This is a genomic window from Methanoregula sp. (assembly GCF_041645475.1).
In the GTDB taxonomy this organism is placed as follows: domain Archaea; phylum Halobacteriota; class Methanomicrobia; order Methanomicrobiales; family Methanospirillaceae; genus Methanoregula.
On record NZ_JBAZQA010000027.1, the window covers coordinates 1 to 19,815 of the forward strand.

Below are 19,815 nucleotides of genomic sequence, written 5' to 3' on the forward strand. Positions count from 1 at the left end.
GTGGGTTCGTAGCTCAGTTCGGTAGAGCGCCTGGCTTTTAACCAGGTGGTCGGGGGTTCAAATCCCTCCGGGCCCGTTGCCACGAGCAATCGTGGGTTTTTTGCGGTGATGCATCTGAGAGGAAATCTGTTCATCTGTGAGGGGGTTTTTCATTGAGCACCAAACTGAATGTGTTGAAGCACGTGATGGTGCCAGACCATAAAATCATGAGTGAAGAGGAGGTATCGGAACTCCTTTCCCACTACAACATTACTACGGAACAATTACCAAAAATTTACCATGACGATCCTGCGGTAAAAACAGTAGGCGCCGAGCCTGACGATGTGATTAGGGTTATCAGGGCAAGCCACACGGCTGGCAGAGCTGAGGCATTCCGCCTCGTAGTCAAGAGACCCAAAAAATAAATTCCGGGGTTGATCAGTCTGATAGACAGAAGCATTTTATCGAGGGCATATTTTTCACGGGAGCATGTTGCGCGCCACCAGCTTGACTCCTTCAACTATTTCTTAAAGTACAATCTTCAGAAAGTGGTCAACGAGCAGCGGGTAATCGAGACTGACATCGAAAACCGGGGCAAGAACAATGAGCCGGTCTGGGTGGAACTCGGCAATATCGAGGTCAAGCGGCCACTCGTGCGGGAAGCGGATGGTTCGCAGGGCGAGCTGTATCCGTGCGAGGCACGGCTGCGCAACCTGACCTATGCGGCACCAATCCAGCTGGGCTTAACGCTTGTCCATGGTGAAGACCGGCAGGAACCGATCATCACGACCATCGGGCAACTCCCGGTCATGATCGGTTCAAGGGTCTGCAACCTTTACGGCATGGATGATGCCCAGCGCGTCTCGCATGGGGAAGACGCATTCGACCCCGGCGGCTATTTTATCGTGAACGGCACGGAGCGCGTGCTCATGACTCTTGAGGACCTTGCGTCCAACAAGATCATGACCGAGTTCACCGAGCGCTACAGCGAGCGTATCTATGTAGCCAAGGTGTTCTCCCAGTTCCGTGGTTACCGCGCACTTGTTGTAGTCGAGCGGAACAAGAAGAACCTTCTTGAGGTTTCTTTCCCCTCCGTTGCCGGGCACCTCAAGTTCGTGGACCTGATGCGGGCACTGGGTATGACGAATGACCAGGAAGTCGTGAACGCGGTCTCAACTGATGAGGATATCCTTACGTTCATGATGCAGAACCTGGAGGAGAGCGAGTGCGATTCTGTCGAGGGTGGTGTCATGTACGTGGGTAAGAAACTCGCCCCGAACCAGACCAAGGACTACCAGCGTAAGCGCGCGGAGTTCGTTCTCGACAATTATCTCCTGCCGCATCTCAACTACTCGATGCCGCTGAACCTCAAGGAAGGAGACGAGGGCTACCAGGAAGCGGTTCTCTCGGTCCGCCTTGCAAAAGCGCACTTCCTCGGCCGTATGGCAGAGGCCTGTTTCGACCTCGTCCTCAACAAGCGCAGGATCGATGACAAGGATCACTATTCGAACAAGCGGCTCAAGCTTGCGGGCGACCTGATGGAAGACCTCTTCCGTATCTCGCTCAACCGGCTGACCCGTGATATCAAGTACCAGCTTGAGCGGGCCAGCATGCGCCACCGCGACCTGTCGATCGCGACCGCGGTGCGTGCCGATGTCCTGACCGAGCGTCTCCTCCACCCGCTTGCCACCGGTAACTGGGTTGGCGGGAGGACCGGTGTGTCCCAGCTCCTCGACCGTATCGACCACATGGCCGTGCTCTCGCACCTCCGCCGTGTGATCTCGCCGCTCTCCCGGTCGCAGCCTCACTTCGAGGCCCGTGACCTGCACCCGACCCAGTGGGGCCGGATCTGCCCGAGCGAGACCCCAGAAGGTCCGAATTGTGGGCTTGTCAAGAACTTCGCCCAGATGGTGGAGATCAGCAAAGGCGTGGAAGATGAAGAAGAGATCCTGCGTATCCTGCATAATCTCGGTGTTGAGCACATCCGGGGTGAATCATGAGTAAGAAATCGCGCGTCTTTGTCGATGGGGCCCTCATAGGGCTTGTTGATGACCCGAAGACCCTGGTAAGCAGCATCCGCACAATGCGCCGGCAGGGCGCCATAGCTCCTGAAGTGAATGTTTCCCACAAGGAGTACAATGGCGATGTCGTCATCCTGACCGATCGCGGCCGGGCCCGCCGCCCTCTCATTGTACTGAAAAACGGCGAACCGCTCATAACGGATGAGGATCTCAAGAAGCTCGAGCGTAAGGAAGTCGACATGACCTCCTTTGTCAAGCGGGGCTTGATTGAGTTCATCGATGCGGAAGAGGAAGAAGACCTCCTCATTGCCATGGATTTTTCGAAACTGACGCCCGAGCACACCCACCTTGAGATCGACCCCTCCCTGATCCTTGGTATCGGTGCAGCTCACGTCCCGTTCCCCGAACACAATGCAAGTCCGCGTGTTACGATGGGTGCAGGAATGGTCAAGCAGGCGCTCGGGTTTGGTGCGGCCAATATGAAACTCCGCCCCGACACCCGTGGTCACCTGCTCCACTACTGCCAGAAACCGCTCACCCACACCCAGACCTCGGAACTGATCGGCTCGGACGACCGGCCGGCAGGTCAGAACCTCGTTGTCGCCATCCTCTCCTACGAAGGCTACAATATTGAAGATGCGCTCATCTTCAACAAGGCCTCCATAGAGCGCGGCCTTGGCCGGTCCCACTTCTTCAGGACCTACGAAGGCGAAGAGCGCCGGTATCCGGGCGGCCAGATCGACCGGATCCAGGTTCCCGACGAGGATGTAGCCGGTGCACACGGCGCCGACTCCTACAAGAATCTTGACGAGGACGGTGTTATCAACCCCGAGACCGTTGTCGCCGAGAAGGATGTCCTCATCGGCAAGACCTCCCCGCCCCGGTTCCTTGAGGAACCCTCCGGGGAACTTATTGCCGTTGAGAAACGCCGCGACACCTCCGTCACGATGCGCAGCAACGAGCATGGTATTGTTGACACGGTCATCATCACGGAAGGAGAGAACAGCTCCCGTCTCGTGAAAGTGCGGACCCGTGACCTCCGTGTCCCGGAAGTCGGCGACAAGTTCGCATCCCGGCACGGTCAGAAAGGGGTCGTTGGTCTCATCACCCCCCAGGAAGACATGCCCTTCACCGAGAGCGGGCTCTCCCCCGATCTCGTCATCAACCCCCATGCAATCCCAAGCCGTATGACCATCGGGCACATGCTCGAGATGATCGGCGGCAAGGTTGGATCCCTCGAAGGCCGGCGCATCAATGCCACGGCATTCGGTGGCGAGAGCGAGGCGGATATCCGCGCCTCCTTAAAGAAACTCGGCTTCTCCCACAATGGCAGGGAAGTCATGTACGATGGTATCACCGGCAAGTCCTTCAAGGCTGATGTCTACATCGGTGTCATCTACTACCAGAAGCTTTACCACATGGTCTCGTCCAAGATGCACGCCCGCTCCCGCGGCCCGGTGCAGGTCTTAACCCGCCAGCCAACCGAAGGACGTGCCCGTGAGGGTGGACTCCGGTTCGGTGAGATGGAACGGGATGTCATGATCGGCCACGGTGCCGCCATGGCCCTCAAGGAACGCCTGCTGGATGAGTCCGACAAGGTGAACGAGTATGTCTGCGCCCACTGCGGTATGGTGGCAATGCTTGACCGCAAGCGCAACATGACGCGCTGCCTTGCCTGCGGTAACGAGACCGATATCTACTCGGTCGAGATGAGTTACGCGTTCAAGCTCCTGCTGGATGAGATGAAGAGTATGGGTATCGCACCCCGGCTGAAATTACAGGACGTGGTATAAGATGCCATCCCCAAAACGAATCGGACAGATTGAGTTCGGGTTGTTATCCCCTAAGGAAATCCGAGAGATGAGTGTCCGGAAGATCATCTGGGCAGACACCTATGATGATGACGGGTTCCCCTACCCCCAGGGCCTGATGGACCTGAATCTTGGTGTTATCGACCCCGGTCTCCGGTGCAAGACCTGCGACCAGAAAGCAAGCGAGTGTCCCGGCCACTTCGGCCACATCGAACTGGCCAAGCCGGTCATCCATGTCGGTTACACCCGGCTTATCCGGAAACTTCTCCGTGTCACCTGCCGCTCCTGCGGACGGGTGCTTCTCTCCCCCGAGGAGATCGAGAAGGTAGTTGGTACTGAAGACGACCAGACCGGCGACCTGCTCTCGGAAAAGGACGTCAAGAAGGAGCGCGTCTGCCCGCACTGCGGAGAACAGCAGCTCAAGATCAACTTCGAGAAGCCAACCACCTTCTCTGAAGTCATGGTTGAGGAAGGCAAGAAGGTGGAGCACAAGCTCACCCCTGCCGATATCCGTGCGCGCATGGAGAAGATCCCGAACGAGGATTTAATCCCGCTCGGTATCAACCCCGAGGTTGCCCGCCCCGAGTGGACGATCCTCACCGTTCTGCCGGTCCCGCCGGTTACGATGCGACCTTCCATTATCCTTGAGAACGGTCAGCGGTCGGAAGACGACCTGACCCACAAGCTCGTGGATATCATCCGCATCAACCAGCGGTTCAAGGAGAACCAGGATGCAGGTGCCCCCCAGCTGATCATCGAGGATCTCTGGGAACTCCTGCAATACCACGTCACAACGTATCTGGACAATGAAGTTGCAGGCTGTCCCCCGGCACGTCACCGCAGTGGCAGGCCATTAAAGACCCTCTCACAGCGCCTGAAGGGAAAAGACGGACGATTCCGTGGCTCCCTTTCCGGTAAGCGTGTGAACTTCTCGTCCCGTACGGTCATCTCGCCTGACCCGAACCTCTCGATCTCCCAGGTGGGTGTCCCCCGTGCCGTGGCAAATGAGATGACAATTCCGGTCCGGGTTACCCCCTATAACCTTGAGGAGCTCAAGCAGATTGTGAGAAACGGCCCTCTCCGCCCGGATGTCAACGCCCCCTGCGGCGCCAACTATGTCATCCGCCCGGACAACCGCCGTCTCCGCCTGGGTTCCGATAATCTCGACACGGTTGCCGATATGATCGAGCCCGGCTACATGGTCGAGCGCCATCTCCGCGACGGGGATGTTGTGCTCTTCAACCGTCAGCCCTCGCTGCACCGTATGAGTATCATGGCCCACCGGGTCAAGGTCATGGAAGGCAGGACCTTCCGGCTCAACCCTGCAGTCTGCCCGCCATACAACGCCGACTTCGATGGGGATGAAATGAACATGCACGTCCCTCAGACCGAAGAGGCGCGGGCCGAGGCAACCATTCTCCTCTCCGTTCATGAAAACATCTTATCCCCGCGTTTCGGCGGTCCCGTCATTGGCGGTATCCATGACCACGTCTCGGGGATCTTCATGCTCACGCACGATGTCCGGTGGTTCACCAAGGAAGAGGCCCTCTATCTCCTCCGGTATTCCGGTGTCGAGAGGATGCCCGCTCCCGGCAAAGTTGAGAACGGTGTCGAGTACTGGACCAACAAACAGGTCTTCTCTGTCATTCTTCCCGAAAGCCTCAACATGGTCTTCAAGGCCAGCTCCTGCCAGAACTGCGATGTCTGCAAGAAAGAGACCTGCGAGCGGGATGCGTATGTCCGCGTCATCGACGGTATCCTTGAAATGGGGACCATCGATAAGAAGGCCATCGGCGCATTCGACGGCCAGATCATCAACCGCATCATCCGCCAGCAGGGCATGAAGCGGGCAGCCAAGTTCATCGATGACTTGACCAAGCTCTCGATCCGGGGCATCATGATCGACGGCTTCTCGTTCGGTATCGATGATGAAGACCTCTCCAAGACCGAGTACGGCCAGATCGATGAAGTGCTGAAAAATGCATCGCTCGATGTTGACCGCCGCATCAAGATCTACGAGGATGGCCAGCTTGAGCCCATGCCCGGCCGGACCATCGAGGAAACCCTCGAAATGCAGATCATGCAGGTGCTCGGAAAAGCCCGTGACCAGACCGGTCAGATTGCAGGCCGTCACCTTGGTCTTGGGAACAGCGCCGTGCTGATGGCCGTATCAGGTGCCCGTGGTTCAATGCTGAACCTGACCCAGATGGCCGGTTGTATCGGCCAGCAGTCCGTCCGTGGTGAGCGTATCGTCAGAGGGTACGACGACCGGACCCTCCCGCACTTCAAGAAGGGTGACCGGGGCTCCGATTCCCACGGGTTCATCCAGCACAGCTACAAGGGTGGTCTCAACCCTACTGAGTTCTTCTTCCACGCCATTGGTGGCCGTGAAGGTCTCGTTGATACCGCAGTCCGTACGTCCCAGAGCGGGTACCTCCAGCGCAGGATGATCAACGCGCTTCAGGATCTCAAGGTTGCGTATGATGGCACTGTGCGTTCAACCGGAGGGAAAATTATCCAGTTCCAGTACGGTGAAGATGGCACGGATCCAACCAAGAGCGCATTTGGTGACCCGGTGGATGTCAAAGGCATTGTTGAGAGTATCTTAAAGGAGGAGTGCTGACCATGCCTCTTGCAGAAAAATACGACCAGAAAGTCGAGGCTGCGGAACTTCCCCAGAAGACCAAGGACCAGCTCAGAAAGTTCCTCGGTGAAAAGGAGCTCACGGACAACCAGTTCAAACTGATCCTCGAACGGGTCCTGAACGAGTACAAGTCCACGAGAATTGAGGCCTGCGAGGCGGTTGGTGTTATCTCTGCCCAGTCCATTGGTGAGCCTGGCACGCAGATGACGATGCGTACGTTCCACTATGCGGGTGTCGCCGAGATCAACGTTACCCTTGGTCTCCCGCGTCTTATTGAGATCATGGACGCGAGGAAAGAGCCCAGCACGCCTACGATGACCGTGTATCTTGAGGCAGAGTTCGGCAACGACCGGGACAAGGCCCGGGAAGTCAGCTGGCAGATCGAGGCAGCACCTCTCCATGAATTCGGGGATATCACCACCGACATGGAGAACATGCATGTCATCGTTCACCTCAACACCAAGGTCTGCGATAAGCGCAAGATCGCTGCTGCCGAGATCATGGACGTTGCCCCCAAGAAGATCCGCGACCGCCGCCATTACCGCGACTTCGAACACGAGATCGACGAGGCCAAGGCAACGATCATCTTCTCCCCCAAGGACAAGGAGAGTTACCAGAATCTCTTCCAGTTAGCCGAACACGTCAGGAACGTGATCGTGCAGGGTATTGATGACATCCTCAGGGTCGTCGTCAGAAAAGAGTCCGGAGAGTATATACTTTATACTGAAGGCTCCAACCTAAAAGACGTATTTGATGTCGTTGGTGTGGACACCACACGGACCCGCACAAACAACATCAGTGAGATTGCATCCGTACTCGGTATCGAGGCTGCAAGGAACGCGATCATCCATGAAGCGGTCTCGACCCTGAACGAACAGGGTATCCTCGTGGATGTCCGCCATCTCATGCTCGTCTCCGATATGATGTGTATGGAAGGCGAAGTCAAACAGATCGGTCGTCACGGTATTGCGGGCGAGAAAGAGAGCGTCCTCTCACGGGCTGCTTTCGAAGTGACCGTCAACCACCTGCTCGACGCTGCTGTTGCAAATGAAGTAGACGAACTAAGCGGTGTAACCGAGAACGTCATTGTCGGCCAGCCAATCCAGCTGGGAACCGGCGATGTGAAACTGATCGCAGTCAGACAACATAACAATTAAACAAACCTAAAAAACCAGAGGAATTGTACATGGATTTTAATGCTTCACTCAGAAGAGCAATCAAGACCGGAAATGTAATTCTTGGCCAGAACAACACAGAGAAATGCATCAAAGAGGGCAAGGCCCAGATGGTCGTCGTAGCAGGCAACTGCCCGGCGGCATTCGCCTCCAAACTTTCTGCCTACGAGAACCTCTTCATCCACACTTTCGAGGGCTCCAGCGTGGCACTCGGCAAAGCCTGCGGTAAACCCTTCATGGTCAGCACCCTTGCCATCGTCACTCCGGGCGAGTCAGACATTCTCTCTCTTAAGAGGGTATGATATGGTAGAAGTGGTACTGACAGAAGACTGCATGCGCCTCATCTCCCAGTTCGAGAGCCTGACAGGCGCAGGGAGCCGTGACTGTGTGGTCGATGACCGCAATGCCCGGCTCATCTTTGTTATCAACCCGGGCGATATGGGCCTCGCTATCGGGAAGAAAGGTGCCTCCATCAAGAAGGCATCCGAAGTGATGGGCAAGAAAGTTGAAGTTGTGGAATATAACAGCAACGTGGAACAGTTCATCAAGAACTGTTTCCTGCCCGCCCAGGTTACTTCCATCCTCTTCGAAGGCGAGCCGGAGGAACAGACGGTCACGGTCGAAGTGCGCGATGAAGACCGGGGTATTGCTATCGGCAAGGATGGTAAGAACATCTTCAAGGCAAAAAAACTGGCACTGCGCCAGCACAATATTGCCGATGTTCAGATCCTGCAAAAACCCATGGATGGCCAGGCTGAAGATGAGCCGGGCCAGATCTGATTTTTTATTCTGTTTTTATATCCATTCTCTTCCGGGTTTTCCGCGCCGCCCCTCCCGAGAAATCGCCGTGTTGATCCGGTTCAGGCTTTTTCAATCAACGTGCGCTTGAAAAAAAATCAGGGTTCGATTGATCTGCAAACGGTTTTCAACCGCGATCACGATCGCGATGATTTTTTTGAAATCAAAGTCTGATTGAAAATAAAAAACCGGAGTCTGCAAAAAAAAATTTCATCAGGGTTTGATGATCAAAAGTTAACTGCCTGTACACAAGGGCACACGAACCGTTACGACGAAGGACTGATCACAGGCACGGTTTTCAACCATGGTGCGTTTGAAAATTTTCTCTCAGGGTCTGCTGAAAATTTTTCAATCAACGTGCGCATGAAAAATAAAAATTTGTGTTCGATTGATCAGCGAATGGTTTTCAACCGCGATCACGATCGCGATATTTTTTTCATTGTCCGGGTATGAATCCCCGTACCTGTGTATTTCAACAAAGTTGTTTTTTACCACAAGAATAGCAAACTGATATCGGTTTTTTGGATTGTAACACTCTAAAAACCAGTTGATGGTGGAATAACGATAGAGAAAAGCGGGCCTGGGGGGATTCGAACCCCCGACATCCGGGTTAGAAGCCCGGCGCTATGTCCAGGCTAAGCCACAGGCCCCCTGATGCCAATAACATACGCCGTGCGGGGTAATTAATCTGTTTCTTAACCGGGAGAATCTCCTTGAATGCACAGTGCCCTGTCTGCACGGTTCAAATAAATTTACAAAAATATATCCCCCCTCCGCGCAAAATTTACATTTAACTGGTTAAGGAACGTGATAGTATGAAACGAACAATACTTCTCGCATCTGTTCTCTTGTTGATCCTGCTACTGCCGGTGACCGTATCTGCTTTGGGAAATATTACCGTTAGTTCCTCTCCGATTGGAGCAACTATCTTAATCGATAATGAGAATTCAGGGACAACAATATCCACACCCTTTACTATTCAGAATGTTGCGGTTGGTGATCGTGTTGTTGTATTACAACTGACCGGATACCAGAGTTATACAACAACCGTCTCTGTCACTGATGGTGGGACGCAAACTGTTACGGCTTCACTGATCCAGAATCCACTCGCCCCGACCATCAGCAGCGCCCTGTCCCCGGCATATGGATACAACAGTTCTGCTGTTAATAATATTATCATCACTGGTACGGGGTTCTCGACTACCGTCCCTTCTGTAATACTTGCGAAATCCGGGGAGACTAATATCACAGGCACATGTACGGTTTCAGGGTCGACTCAACTAACCTGCTCGCTCCCAATATCTGGAAAATCAGCGGGTAACTGGAATGTTATTGTAACCAATCCTGACGGACAATCGGCCACCCGGAGCGATGGATTTGAGATTCGATCTTCAGCAAATACAGCCACCCTTTCATCTATAACCCCAACGAGCGCTCTCACCAATACAACCGTTACCATTGGTAACCTGGTTGGCACCAATTTCCTGAGCTCCGCAACTATGCGCCTTAAACGGACTGGATACAATGACATTTACGGCACGGTTACTTCCCTTACTTCAACAACGATCGCCGGTACATTTGACCTGACAAACCAGGTACCTGGCAGTTACCAGGTATGTGTTATCAATCCGAGTTCGGATGCAGTCTGCGGCCTTACCTTCACCATCACATCAGCAAATACCGTCAACGGCACCATCAGCTTCGGTTCCAGCCCATCCGGTGCAAGCGTGTACCTCAATGCCTCGAAGATTGGCACAACCCCATTCTCGCTTTACGACCAGATTCCCGGTTCCTATTTTATCCGGATGCAGAGATCGGGATATGCTGACTATACGTCCCAGGCTGTGGTAACCCCGGGCAACACCACGCAGGTCTATGCCTACCTGAACCCGGCAACGACTTACACGGACACACCCGCATCAACGCCAATACCCACATTTACCACGGTCCAGACCACCAAAAAAACCACGGTCAAGGTTCCCACCCCCTGGCCAAGCGCCACACCTACAACTGCATCGCCAATAAACCCCCTGGTGATCCTCGCAGCTATTGGCCTTGGTAGCCTCGTTATCCTGCGAAAAGAGTAATCCTCGCGTTCTCTTTTTTGTGTTTTTCTGAGGCCCCCGGGCCCTGGTTTTTCACTTTTTTTTAAGTATCCTTATCCCTGCAGGGAGAATCATCTCACTCCTCCCATGAATGCAATATTTATTGCATATTCAAAAAAGCAGGATCCACGAAATGTAACGTATCCTTTACAACACTGCGTCATTTCCCGTGAGGGACCCCATGAGAAACGCCATTCTGTCCATCCTCCTTGTCCTGATCCTGATAACCGTGCCGGTATCAGCGGAAGATGCAACCAGTACTGAAACAACGACCGCAGCAACCACCGCAGCAACAACTGCCACAACCGCTGCTGTCACGACCACGACCGCTGAAATAACCACGACCGCGACAACCGCCACGGTAACCACCGAGGCTACCTCTATTGCAACAACTGCAGCAACTACGGACGCGACATCTGCCGTCACAACGGAGGTTACAACTGCTGCTGCGACCGCGGCGACAACTGACGTGACAACCGTTACTACCACGGCTGAGACGGTGGTCAATGGCAGCATCTCTATCGGGTCCTACCCGTCCCTGGCCACGGTCTACCTGGACTCCGTGTACCAGGGCACAACGCCAATGACCATATCCAGTATCGCGGTCGGCAGTTACACCCTCCTCCTCCAGCTGACCGGCTATTCCGACTGGACGAGCAGTATTACCGTAACCTCCGGAAACCAGACAACGGTATACAATGCGCTCACCGCCATTACAACACCGGCCACAACGGCAACAACCGTCCCGGAGACAACCCTTGTCGCGGTTGCCGCCCCGGTCACCACGGAACAGACCATTGCCCGCAAGACAACCACCCTGAAAATACCTACTCCCTGGCCTACGGATACCCCGAAAGCCTCTCCGGTTGACCTGGCCGTTGTTATCGGGGGGATCGTTCTGGGAATTGCGGTACTGCGCAGGAAATAAAAAAGAACGTAGTCTGTTTATCCTGCGTGATAGCACGCGTTCTTGAGAACATCCACGGCAGTTGGTTTGCAGAGCCCATCCCGGTATACTTCTTTGACAACCGAGGTGGCACAGAATTTCACCTGGACCCGGGCAGACATCCGCTCCCGCTCCTCGTAATAGAGTCCGTGGGAGAACTCCATGATCCGTTTCATGCTGATCGTGGTGGCAAGGACATAGACACAGATCCCTGGATCGCCCGGTGCAAGATCTTCGGTGTCAACCGATGTTAAGAAGATATGGTTTTCGGGACCCGGCACAACTTCTGCTATCGTTACGACATTGTGGGTACTCTGGATCTCGATGGTACGGGGCCTTCCGGTTTTGAGATCCTTGATCACCTCGGGAGAGATACTGGTTAACGCTGCGCATCTCATTTCAGGTCACCCGTACATTGGCAGATCTTTTTTAGGCGTATTGTCGGCAGACTGCTGGACTTCCTCGGCCAGCTTTCCCATGCTCTGCTCAATCTCGACTGCCTGCTCGATCAAGGGCTGGATATCGAGCGCAAGGTTGTACATCTTGTTGAGCACTTCTATCGTTGCCGCAGACGCCCGCGGGTCCGGCGCATTGACGGTCTCGCCAAGGAGCCCCACGGCCGGGATGTTCCGCACTTTGCATTCTGTGAGAATGCTCGACGCAATCCCCGAGATGCTCCCGATGGGAAGGACCATGGTATGCGGTTCGATCCGGGTGAGGGCTTCAGGTGTGGTGGCAACCCCAAAGACCCGCTTTTCCGGCTCGTTGGTGATGATCCCGGCAATGGTGAGAACTTCCTTTGGCTGGAACTGGTTTACCCATTCCAGGATGCCGTTCGAGATCTCGTAACAGATCATCGGGGCTATCGGGACATCGGCAACAATGGCAGCAATATTGTGTTTCTCGTCATTCTTCGCGTACACCCGGACCGGATCGTTGATGAGGCCCCGGTTCATCATGGCAAGGGGCGGGAAGAATTTCGAGGTTATCGAGCCTATCAGCTCAAACTCCATCTGGTCCACCATGTACTGGAGTGCGATCGTCCCCACAAGGCCGCTGCCGGGGAAGCCCATGAGCACCGCCCCGTTGGTGGGAAGCGGCTTGGAAAAAATCTTGAGGTCGCTTGAGAAGTCTGCCGTCATTAAATTAACATACACCCTCTACCTAAAAAAGTAGTATGCAAGAATATCCCATCAAACGCGGGCTGACAAAAGACCTCGAAACCCGTGCGGTAGCGGAACTTAAGGCGTGTTTTGGCGCAGAACCGCAGAAAACCGCTAAGGGCTACCAGATCAAATTCGGTGCGCTCAAGCGGCTGGATGTCACATTTGGTGCCGGCTTGAAGTCCGTGATCATTGATACGGAATCCGACATAAGTGCTGCCGATGACGTGATCATCGACACCAACAAGCGGTTCCGGAAATACCTTGATGCGGTGACCGGCTTCTCCACAAAAGAGCGGGTAAAGCGGGCCAAGACCCCGGCTGAGGAATAGGCTGGACTGAAATGATCACCTGTGAGGCGTGCGGGAAGAGCGTAGGTGCCAATAACTCATTCTGTACTGCCTGCGGGGCGCGCCTCTCCCGTGTTACTCCTGACGATCATTCTTTTGATATGGACCTCCCTCCTGATGCTCCGGCAGAGGGTCTTACCTGGTCCCGGAAGATCCCCCTCATCACCAACCCGTACCTGGTGCTCCAGTGTACCGGGATCCCCTTCCTGATCGGTATTGTTTTCGGGAGCATCTTCTCGCTGGGAACCGGGTCGTGGGAGATGCTCCTGCTGTTCCTTGTTCTTGCCCTCTTCCTTGCGGTCCTGATGCTTGTCATCATGGCAGTTCTCCAGCTGGTAACCCGCGGCGGCCTGGAAACGGAATTTTTTATCAGCAGCGGGGGAGTTGCCCACAATGCCGGGAGAACCACGCAGAAACTCGACCGCGTATCAACGGCAGGGTCGGTGGTGCTGGGGTCGATGTCCGGCACCGGCGCCGGCCTGATTGCAATGTCGCAGGAATGTAATGTCCTTCCGTGGGAAGACGTCCGGTATATCTCTGTCTACCCGCGGGTGCGGTCCCTTGTCTTCCGCTCGAAATACCTGATAAGCCCGGTTGTTCTGTATTGTACGGAAGAGAATTTCCCGGCGGTCCGGGCACTGGCAAAAAAATATGCCCCGGTCACAACCGCATCAAAACTCTGAACCGAACCGATCCCCATTTCCGGGTCAGGATCCCGTTTTTATGGTATGCGTGCTTTCGGGGTGCGGTTGTATGCGGTGCAGTCCTGGGAGCCATATGCTGATCGCTTCTTCCTGCCTTGATTGGCGGAAATCTTAAGGCAAGGCTCATAAATCCGCATGATGAATCTCTTGGTACGTGATTTGTTATGCCCTACTGTCCTGAATGCGGGAAAAGTGTTGCTGCGAAGGCGAAATTCTGCCGGGCCTGCGGTGCATCGCAGCTGGAAGAGGATGAGGCTCCTGAAGTTCCGGTAGTCAGGCCCTCCGAGATGCGGCTCTGCCGGTCCTGCGGCAGCCCTCATGCGCCGGATGAGATCTTTTGTGCGAATTGTGGAGCAAAGATAACCGATGCTCCCGAAGTCCCGCCGGCAATGGCTGTTCCCGAGGAACCGGAACCTGTCCCGGCCCCCCCCCCGGTGGCATCCCGCCAGATTGTTCAGATCTGTTCGGCCTGTGGTGCCCGTATGGATCCCGGTATAAAATTCTGCGGCACCTGCGGCGCCCCGGCCGGCCAGCCTTCGGCCCCCGCGCCGGCTCCTGTTCCGGCCCCGGTTCAGGCACCTCCTGCAGCAGCGCCGGAAGGATATGTCTGTGCAGGATGCGGCAGTCCGCTGACCGGTAATGAGAAGTTCTGCGGTATCTGCGGCGGTCCTGCAGTTGGTGCCCGGACAACGCCGGCCCCGGTGCCGTCCCCCGTCCCTGAATCCCCGGCTGCCGCTTCGGCCTCGGCAGGAAAGTTTTGCGGGAACTGCGGTGCGCAGATGAGCCCGACCGCCCGGTTCTGCGGCGGGTGTGGCGTAACGGTTGGTGCAGCCCCGGCTCCCGCTGCGCCACCGGTTGCGTCTTCTCTTTCCGCATCCTCCCCAATTCCTGCCGGTGGTGAGGCGGTTCTTGGGGTGATCCCGAATGCCAAGAAGATGAAGATGTTTGGTGCTGCATGGGATACCTATACGATTGTTGTCACCGGCCGGCGTATGATCCTCGCGAAGCTGACACAGCCGATGCTGAATGGCGCAATTGCGGAAGCCCAGGCAAAGGCAAAGGCCGAGGGAAAAGGGTTTTTTGGGATCATGGGCGACCAGATGGCAGCCTCCTTCGGGTTTGGCAGACGCTACGAGACTATCCCCCCCGAGCAGGCGCTCCATGAGACCCCGGGCAACTTTGCCATCGAGAACCAGCGCGTCACGGCAATCAAGCTCAAGCTCATCGAGACGCAGAACGCCGGCCTGGACTGGCACGAAGTCAAGATGCTCGTAGAGACCCTGGATGGCAAATTCGAATACACCATTGCCGAAGACGACCGGTTCACGACCCTGCTCCAGACTGCGTATGGCGACCGGGTCAAGATGCCGTTCGGGCTCTTCAAGGCAGGCCCGGTCCGGGTCAAATTCTTCTGATCCCTTTTTTGATGATCCCGGGGCTCGTTACCGCTCCTTTGCAACCATCTCGATCTCGACTGCTGCCCCTTTCGGCAGTCCTGCTACCTGCACGGTAGACCTGGCCGGGTAACTGGTAGTGAAATAGGAGCCGTAGATCCCGTTTACGGTTGTCCAGTCGCTCATGTTCACGAGATAGATGCGGGTCTGGATAACGTCTTCAAAGCCAAGGCCGGACTCGTTCAGGACCGAATGCAGGTTCTCCATTGCCTGCGTGGTCTGTCCCCCGGTTGTACCGGACAGGGTACCGGTTACGGGATCGATACCGATCTGGCCTGAAAGGTGCACAACGTTCCCGTAACGCACGGCCTGGCTGTACGGCCCGATTGGCTCCGGGGCTTTTTTTGAATAGATGACCGTCTTTCCCGGGTGTACAGTCTGGGGGGAAAGAACGCCGGTCAGCACAACTCCGGCAAGGAGCCCGCAGATGAACACCAGAACAACTATGATCTTCGTAGAACTGTCCATGATACTCCCTTTGAATACTCTGACAGGTATGGTCTCATGATTTCCTCATAAGGGTATCCATTATTTTGTCCGGAATTATGGGGGGGGTCTCCTGCTTACCCCCCCACTCTGTTTTTTTAAAACAGCTGGACCCCCCCTGCCCAATGGGGGGGGTGGTTACCCGGAGACCCCCCTCCCTCCTCCGTGCCGGACAGACCCCCCTGTTCAGTTATGGGTAGCGTATGGTTGTTCAGGTCACGTCAGAAATGTCTGCGCTCTCCGAAAAGAGCGCCTGGAAAAACCGTCGGTTACTCACTTTTGAGGAGGGGGGGGTCCCCGGCAGACCCCCCTCCGTGTTTTTTTTCCAAATCGCGGGAACCCCCCTCCCTGATCCAAGTGACGGGGGGCCTGCCCCCCCATGACCGTGCCGGAAAACGGGTTTTTAGAAAGACGGTTTACGACCGAAAATAGATGTGGTGGGGCGGAAATTGATGTGGGGAGGGGTTTTATCCCTTCACCTTACTTCCGCCTTTGCGTTCGCATCGAACGGGTTTGTCCGCATTGCGAGGCTGAACAGGTACGGGTACGAGCGCTGCAGGTATTCCATATAGTGCAGCCACTCGGGCACCATGCGCAGGTAGACCCGCTCGACATCCCCTTTGAGATGTGCGATGTCCGTTGCGGGGAGGTGCGAGAGGTCGCCCCGGGCCTTCAGCTCGCTCGTCAGGTGCGTGACCGCAAAGATGAGATCGGTAAAGGACTCGTGTTCGAAGACCATCGGGTTCTCCACGATCCTGATCAGAAAGTCCTCATTGGCAGAAAGGAATTCCCGCACGGCGTTCAGGTCCACCTGCGCCGAATTGATACTGCACTTCCACTGGCCGAGCCCTGCATGGGCTGCCCTGAACTTTTCCGCATTCCAGTCCGTCGTGGCCACCTGGTCCCGCATGGGGCCGGAACAGGTGTCAGCCTTTGCCATCATGGCGAGGAGGGGGGTTCCCACCCGGGAGAAGAAGATCCCGATCACCATGTTCAGCTTCTCCATCCGCCGATTCCGCTCCCGGGACTCCAGCATCCCGTCGATGATCAGGGTCACGCAGAGGACTTCCACGGGAACAAAGACAAGGTCCCCGAGGAAATATATGAACAGGTGGTGGGTATCCTGGTAGATCGCATAATGGAGCGTCATCAGGAACAGGGTCAGGGTGATGAGCGCGACGGCCACGAGCACCTTCCAGCGTGTATCTTCCTTCATACCTGAATTATCCGGCATACAGCGCTATAAAAAAGCCGGTTGTGATCTTAAAAAACCCGACCCCTCTCTTCTTCTCGCAGTCTGGAATCGTGCAGTCCCGTCAGCTGCCTTCATTCAGCATGGGATACCCCGCAGACAACAGAACGAGTTACAAGAAAAACACCGCAAACGCCTCGGGGATTGCGGGTAAAAGGGATAAAAGAAAAAATGACTTAAAAGTCTTAAACAGCCTTCACGGCATCGACTTTGATGTAGCGGCGCTTGAGGTTGTGCTTGCTGCCGATGACTGCAAACGTGCGCTCCTCGGCCTGCCTCTCGTTGGGTGCCGCAATCACTTTCGTGTACGGCATCCAGTCCTCGCCCATCAAAAATGTGCCTTTCACTTCAAACTTCTGATCTACCATTCGTCCTCACTCCAGAAATCCAAATACGTCTTCTACTCTGCCCAGTTCAAACCCGCTCGTGGCATTGCCGGCCAGGTACCCGCTCTCGTTTGCGAGCAGGCCGGTCCCGACAAGATTGCTGCCCATGTTGATAGTACCGGTACCGACCGGCACCTTGGCAACTGTCTCGAGCCGTGAGAGTTCAGCCGCGGAAGCCCGGGGGTGCACGATGACACCCTTGTTGGTGGCAACTCCTGCCATCCCGACGGTTCTGACACCGCCAAGAGTCAGGTATACCAGCTCAACACCGAGGAACTCCGCGATAGCCTTGCTCATGTCAACAGGCATATCGGGGTGAACTGCGGCAAAAGTATCGTTTGCCAGGATCACGTTGCCCGCTGCATTCATGCCCTCCTTGAGGAGGAAGATATCGCGGTGCTCGGAGAGCATGGCGAGTTCCTCTTCCGTGGCAAGCCCGGACACGACAACGCCCCGGCTGTTGCCGGCAACGAGCGATCCGATGATGGAACTACCCTGAATGGTGGTCTCCACCAGCTTGACCTTGAGAGCATCCTGTACTGCGGCCTTGAACTCCACCGGAGACTCCGGGGGTATGATGGCGATGTCCCCGACCACCCGGGCAAAAACCCCGATGTTCGGATCACCGGCAAATGTGATCGTGCGTTCCATCTTACGATTCCGGTGCAAGTTCTGCCTGAACCTGCCCGTCCTCCATCTTCATGGCGCGAACCCGGATCTTTGATGGCGGCTTTGAGCTGCCCCGGGCCCAGACCTTCTCGTTGATGGCCTGGTCGAGTTTGACTTCCTCGCTCTTCATGTGCTTTGCAAGGTAGTTTCTGATATCCTTGATGGCGCCGTTGGCTCGCTTCCACCGGGGCATCCGCCGGGCATCCCGCAGGGGGATGATATATACGTGCTCCTGCATTTTTTCTGCCATTGCTTACACCTTCAGCGTGCTCTTGCGCCAGTTTCGCCTTCTCGGGTGCGCAACCACCGCGCGTTTGGTCCTGACCATTACCCACTGGGGCACGCGCCGGTTCTGGTCGCATGCCTTTGCCAGCCGGATTTTCCTGCCTTTGCTTACTTTGCTCATGTTCCTTCACCTATAATTATTCTTTCCTTCCCACGACCAGCGACTGGTCGTGGTGTGCCGGGAACAGGGAGGCCACATCGAGCCCGCGGGCCCGGACTGCATCCCTGATCTCTGACTCGTAATCGCCGTTCCGGATGGTCCCGGTCTCGCCGTATTCCACGACAAGGAACCGGTTCACCAGACGGTCGACTTCGGGCTTGACATACCCAAGGAGGGGCCGCACGTACGAACACCCTGTCCGGTTGCCAAGACTCTGGACTGCTTCGCGGGTGAGCATCGGGACGCGGTCATTAAACCGTGTACCGTCCCCGACCACGTTATATTCACCTGCAAGCGACTCGACGGCGGTCTGGTGCACTCTGTTGATTGCATCGTTCGGGTACCCGCACGCTTTTACCAGATCAACCATCTCGTCCAACAACCCTTTTCTAAATACCCTTTTTTTCAAGGGAAACCCCAATGCACAAGCCGCAGCCTCCAACGTCGGGATTTGGCGGAGGGGGTCGAACACGAACGTGTTGAGTTCAACCTCATAATACGTACCCAGCATTATTGCTGCAAGGGAACTGTCCTTTCCGCCGCTGTAAAGCACTCCGATTTTCATTATCTTCTGGTAATGGAGTAATCCCGTTTTGCAGGCGCGAGCTGCCTAAGCAGCTCCTTGAACTGTGCATCGGTTATCTTCTGCTTGAGCCTGCCGCTCTGGGCAAGCGCAACCAGCTGCTGCTCAACCGCACCGGCAAATTCCGGCTTGGTGAGCTTGATGGTATTCAGCCGTTCCCGTGCATCGGGCTCGAGAACCTGCATGAGTATCATCTGGATCTGAGACTTCTGCCGCTGCTGGCGTTCGAGCTCTTCCTGCATACCCTGCTGGTCGCCAGCCTGCTGCTGCAGCTGTGCCGTCCTGCGTCTGCGGATTTCTGCTAGCTCGTCGTCTCCCATCATTCACCTCACTGGGGTGCTTCAGTCTTCTCAGACTTCTTCTTGGAAGTCTTCTTCTCGGGCTTTGCGCCGTCAGCGCCTTCTGCCGCTGCTGCATCCTTTCCGCCCTTTGCCTTCTTCTTGGTGTCAGCCTTCTTGGCTTCAGGTTCGGCTACAGGCTTTGCACGCTTGGGCACGGGTGCCGGCGGGGTGGTCTTGACTTCGTTCGACAGGTTGTCGAGGAATGCCATGCCTGCGGGAGAGATCCTGCGCCCGGTCTTGTCGTGGATGATAAGGCCGGCTGCTTCAAGCTGCTGGAGGGACTTACGGAGAACAGACCCGCTTCCCTTGCGGAATGCGTTCGGCCTTGAGCCGCGGTTCTTGTTGCCGCCGTAGAAACTCCGCATCCGTTCGACACCCAGGGGGCCGTCGACATAGACGCGTCTCAAAACTGCTGCTGCCCGGGTAAACCACCAGTCGGGGTCTTCGGGGGGCATCTCTTTGTGTACCCCGGTCTTTGCAAAGGCAGCCCATGCGGGGGGAAC

Annotated in this window: 23 protein-coding genes and 2 tRNA genes; 13 read left to right on the top strand and 12 right to left on the bottom strand. The window is 55.7% G+C overall.

Annotation, left to right across the window (positions count from 1 at the left end; all coding sequences use genetic code 11):
- Positions 1–2 precede the first annotated feature (2 nt).
- The 8 genes from WC598_RS14975 to WC598_RS15010 all read left to right on the top strand — a co-directional run bounded on the left by WC598_RS14975 (position 3) and on the right by WC598_RS15010 (position 8,410).
- Positions 3–76, top strand: a tRNA-Lys gene (locus WC598_RS14975).
- 76 nt (positions 77–152) lie between these two features.
- Positions 153–404 (top strand): DNA-directed RNA polymerase subunit H, encoded by a 252-nt coding sequence (locus tag WC598_RS14980; RefSeq protein ID WP_372962314.1) that lies wholly within the window; start codon positions 153–155, stop codon positions 402–404.
- A gap of 9 nt (positions 405–413) precedes the next feature.
- Complete coding sequence (locus WC598_RS14985; RefSeq protein ID WP_372962315.1) at positions 414–1,979, top strand: DNA-directed RNA polymerase subunit B''; 1,566 nt, start codon at positions 414–416, stop codon at positions 1,977–1,979.
- Positions 1,976–3,793, top strand: coding sequence for a DNA-directed RNA polymerase subunit B (gene rpoB / locus WC598_RS14990; RefSeq protein WP_372962316.1), 1,818 nt, complete (start codon positions 1,976–1,978; stop codon positions 3,791–3,793). Before WC598_RS14985 ends, rpoB begins: the two co-directional genes overlap by 4 nt.
- Position 3,794: 1 nt before the next feature.
- Positions 3,795–6,434 carry a DNA-directed RNA polymerase subunit A' gene (locus WC598_RS14995; protein ID WP_372962317.1) on the top strand — a complete coding sequence of 880 codons (2,640 nt, stop codon included), beginning with the start codon at positions 3,795–3,797 and terminating at the stop codon, positions 6,432–6,434.
- A gap of 2 nt (positions 6,435–6,436) precedes the next feature.
- On the top strand, positions 6,437–7,612 hold the full coding sequence (gene rpoA2 / locus WC598_RS15000) for a DNA-directed RNA polymerase subunit A'' (RefSeq protein ID WP_372962318.1): 1,176 nt from the start codon (positions 6,437–6,439) through the stop codon (positions 7,610–7,612).
- Positions 7,613–7,641: 29 nt separating this feature from the next.
- Entirely contained in the window at positions 7,642–7,932 is a 291-nt protein-coding gene (locus WC598_RS15005) for a 50S ribosomal protein L30e (RefSeq protein WP_372962319.1), read from the top strand.
- A 1-nt stretch (position 7,933) separates the two neighbouring features.
- Positions 7,934–8,410 carry a NusA-like transcription termination signal-binding factor gene (locus WC598_RS15010; RefSeq protein WP_372962320.1) on the top strand — a complete coding sequence of 159 codons (477 nt, stop codon included), beginning with the start codon at positions 7,934–7,936 and terminating at the stop codon, positions 8,408–8,410.
- Between the two features lie 593 nt (positions 8,411–9,003).
- On the opposite strand, the gene WC598_RS15015 is transcribed toward WC598_RS15010, so the two are convergent.
- Positions 9,004–9,078: transfer RNA gene (locus WC598_RS15015), tRNA-Arg, on the bottom strand.
- A 165-nt stretch (positions 9,079–9,243) separates the two neighbouring features.
- On the opposite strand from WC598_RS15015, the gene WC598_RS15020 reads away from it, so the two are divergent.
- Together WC598_RS15020 and WC598_RS15025 are read left to right on the top strand one after the other, a co-directional pair.
- Positions 9,244–10,515: a PEGA domain-containing protein gene (locus WC598_RS15020; RefSeq protein WP_372962321.1), complete on the top strand. Its 1,272-nt coding sequence runs from the start codon at positions 9,244–9,246 to the stop codon at positions 10,513–10,515.
- A 199-nt stretch (positions 10,516–10,714) separates the two neighbouring features.
- Positions 10,715–11,461, top strand: a complete 747-nt coding sequence (locus tag WC598_RS15025) for a PEGA domain-containing protein (protein WP_372962322.1) — start codon at positions 10,715–10,717, stop codon at positions 11,459–11,461.
- A gap of 17 nt (positions 11,462–11,478) precedes the next feature.
- On the opposite strand, the gene WC598_RS15030 is transcribed toward WC598_RS15025, so the two are convergent.
- Both WC598_RS15030 and WC598_RS15035 read right to left on the bottom strand, forming a co-directional pair.
- Complete coding sequence (locus WC598_RS15030; RefSeq protein WP_372962323.1) at positions 11,479–11,877, bottom strand: DUF473 domain-containing protein; 399 nt, start codon at positions 11,875–11,877, stop codon at positions 11,479–11,481.
- 6 nt (positions 11,878–11,883) lie between these two features.
- Complete coding sequence (locus WC598_RS15035) at positions 11,884–12,621, bottom strand: proteasome assembly chaperone family protein (RefSeq protein ID WP_372962324.1); 738 nt, start codon at positions 12,619–12,621, stop codon at positions 11,884–11,886.
- Positions 12,622–12,656: 35 nt separating this feature from the next.
- Here WC598_RS15035 and WC598_RS15040 point away from each other — a divergent pair, with 35 nt between their 5' ends.
- The 3 genes from WC598_RS15040 (at position 12,657) to WC598_RS15050 (ending at position 15,111) form a co-directional block, all read left to right on the top strand.
- Complete coding sequence (locus tag WC598_RS15040) at positions 12,657–12,974, top strand: DUF5611 family protein (RefSeq protein WP_372962325.1); 318 nt, start codon at positions 12,657–12,659, stop codon at positions 12,972–12,974.
- Between the two features lie 11 nt (positions 12,975–12,985).
- Complete coding sequence (locus tag WC598_RS15045; RefSeq protein WP_372962326.1) at positions 12,986–13,675, top strand: hypothetical protein; 690 nt, start codon at positions 12,986–12,988, stop codon at positions 13,673–13,675.
- A gap of 185 nt (positions 13,676–13,860) precedes the next feature.
- Complete coding sequence (locus WC598_RS15050; protein ID WP_372962327.1) at positions 13,861–15,111, top strand: zinc ribbon domain-containing protein; 1,251 nt, start codon at positions 13,861–13,863, stop codon at positions 15,109–15,111.
- 27 nt (positions 15,112–15,138) lie between these two features.
- Here the strand turns inward: WC598_RS15050 and WC598_RS15055 are convergent, their stop codons facing one another.
- From WC598_RS15055 to WC598_RS15095, 9 genes are all read right to left on the bottom strand, one after another.
- Positions 15,139–15,618, bottom strand: coding sequence for a Rid family detoxifying hydrolase (locus tag WC598_RS15055; RefSeq protein ID WP_372962328.1), 480 nt, complete (start codon positions 15,616–15,618; stop codon positions 15,139–15,141).
- A gap of 493 nt (positions 15,619–16,111) precedes the next feature.
- Entirely contained in the window at positions 16,112–16,852 is a 741-nt protein-coding gene (locus tag WC598_RS15060; RefSeq protein ID WP_372962329.1) for a hypothetical protein, read from the bottom strand.
- A gap of 221 nt (positions 16,853–17,073) precedes the next feature.
- Positions 17,074–17,256: a 50S ribosomal protein L18Ae gene (gene rpl18a / locus WC598_RS15065; protein WP_372962330.1), complete on the bottom strand. Its 183-nt coding sequence runs from the start codon at positions 17,254–17,256 to the stop codon at positions 17,074–17,076.
- Positions 17,257–17,262: 6 nt separating this feature from the next.
- Positions 17,263–17,925, bottom strand: coding sequence for a translation initiation factor IF-6 (locus tag WC598_RS15070; RefSeq protein ID WP_372962331.1), 663 nt, complete (start codon positions 17,923–17,925; stop codon positions 17,263–17,265).
- A gap of 1 nt (position 17,926) precedes the next feature.
- Complete coding sequence (locus WC598_RS15075; protein WP_372962332.1) at positions 17,927–18,193, bottom strand: 50S ribosomal protein L31e; 267 nt, start codon at positions 18,191–18,193, stop codon at positions 17,927–17,929.
- Positions 18,194–18,196: 3 nt separating this feature from the next.
- Positions 18,197–18,349 (bottom strand): 50S ribosomal protein L39e, encoded by a 153-nt coding sequence (locus WC598_RS15080; protein ID WP_372962333.1) that lies wholly within the window; start codon positions 18,347–18,349, stop codon positions 18,197–18,199.
- 16 nt (positions 18,350–18,365) lie between these two features.
- Entirely contained in the window at positions 18,366–18,953 is a 588-nt protein-coding gene (locus tag WC598_RS15085; protein WP_372962334.1) for an alpha hydrolase, read from the bottom strand.
- Positions 18,953–19,291, bottom strand: coding sequence for a DNA-binding protein (locus WC598_RS15090; RefSeq protein WP_372962336.1), 339 nt, complete (start codon positions 19,289–19,291; stop codon positions 18,953–18,955). Before WC598_RS15090 ends, WC598_RS15085 begins: the two co-directional genes overlap by 1 nt.
- A gap of 8 nt (positions 19,292–19,299) precedes the next feature.
- Positions 19,300–19,815, bottom strand: a 516-nt coding sequence (locus WC598_RS15095; protein WP_372962335.1) for a 30S ribosomal protein S19e, incomplete at its 5' end; no start/stop codon positions are given.

Coding starts and splice junctions, on each gene's coding strand:
- WC598_RS15050 (WP_372962327.1), top strand. CDS start 13,861: ATGCCCTACTGTCCTGAATGCGGGAAAAGTGTTGCTGCGAAGGCGAAA.
- WC598_RS14995 (WP_372962317.1), top strand. CDS start 3,795: ATGCCATCCCCAAAACGAATCGGACAGATTGAGTTCGGGTTGTTATCC.
- WC598_RS15035 (WP_372962324.1), bottom strand. CDS start 12,621: ATGACGGCAGACTTCTCAAGCGACCTCAAGATTTTTTCCAAGCCGCTT.
- WC598_RS15040 (WP_372962325.1), top strand. CDS start 12,657: ATGCAAGAATATCCCATCAAACGCGGGCTGACAAAAGACCTCGAAACC.
- rpoB (WP_372962316.1), top strand. CDS start 1,976: ATGAGTAAGAAATCGCGCGTCTTTGTCGATGGGGCCCTCATAGGGCTT.
- WC598_RS15030 (WP_372962323.1), bottom strand. CDS start 11,877: ATGAGATGCGCAGCGTTAACCAGTATCTCTCCCGAGGTGATCAAGGAT.
- WC598_RS15010 (WP_372962320.1), top strand. CDS start 7,934: ATGGTAGAAGTGGTACTGACAGAAGACTGCATGCGCCTCATCTCCCAG.
- WC598_RS15080 (WP_372962333.1), bottom strand. CDS start 18,349: ATGAGCAAAGTAAGCAAAGGCAGGAAAATCCGGCTGGCAAAGGCATGC.
- WC598_RS15005 (WP_372962319.1), top strand. CDS start 7,642: ATGGATTTTAATGCTTCACTCAGAAGAGCAATCAAGACCGGAAATGTA.
- WC598_RS15055 (WP_372962328.1), bottom strand. CDS start 15,618: ATGGACAGTTCTACGAAGATCATAGTTGTTCTGGTGTTCATCTGCGGG.
- WC598_RS15025 (WP_372962322.1), top strand. CDS start 10,715: ATGAGAAACGCCATTCTGTCCATCCTCCTTGTCCTGATCCTGATAACC.
- rpoA2 (WP_372962318.1), top strand. CDS start 6,437: ATGCCTCTTGCAGAAAAATACGACCAGAAAGTCGAGGCTGCGGAACTT.
- WC598_RS15070 (WP_372962331.1), bottom strand. CDS start 17,925: ATGGAACGCACGATCACATTTGCCGGTGATCCGAACATCGGGGTTTTT.
- WC598_RS15020 (WP_372962321.1), top strand. CDS start 9,244: ATGAAACGAACAATACTTCTCGCATCTGTTCTCTTGTTGATCCTGCTA.
- WC598_RS15060 (WP_372962329.1), bottom strand. CDS start 16,852: ATGAAGGAAGATACACGCTGGAAGGTGCTCGTGGCCGTCGCGCTCATC.
- WC598_RS15090 (WP_372962336.1), bottom strand. CDS start 19,291: ATGGGAGACGACGAGCTAGCAGAAATCCGCAGACGCAGGACGGCACAG.
- WC598_RS15085 (WP_372962334.1), bottom strand. CDS start 18,953: ATGAAAATCGGAGTGCTTTACAGCGGCGGAAAGGACAGTTCCCTTGCA.
- WC598_RS15075 (WP_372962332.1), bottom strand. CDS start 18,193: ATGGCAGAAAAAATGCAGGAGCACGTATATATCATCCCCCTGCGGGAT.
- rpl18a (WP_372962330.1), bottom strand. CDS start 17,256: ATGGTAGATCAGAAGTTTGAAGTGAAAGGCACATTTTTGATGGGCGAG.
- WC598_RS15045 (WP_372962326.1), top strand. CDS start 12,986: ATGATCACCTGTGAGGCGTGCGGGAAGAGCGTAGGTGCCAATAACTCA.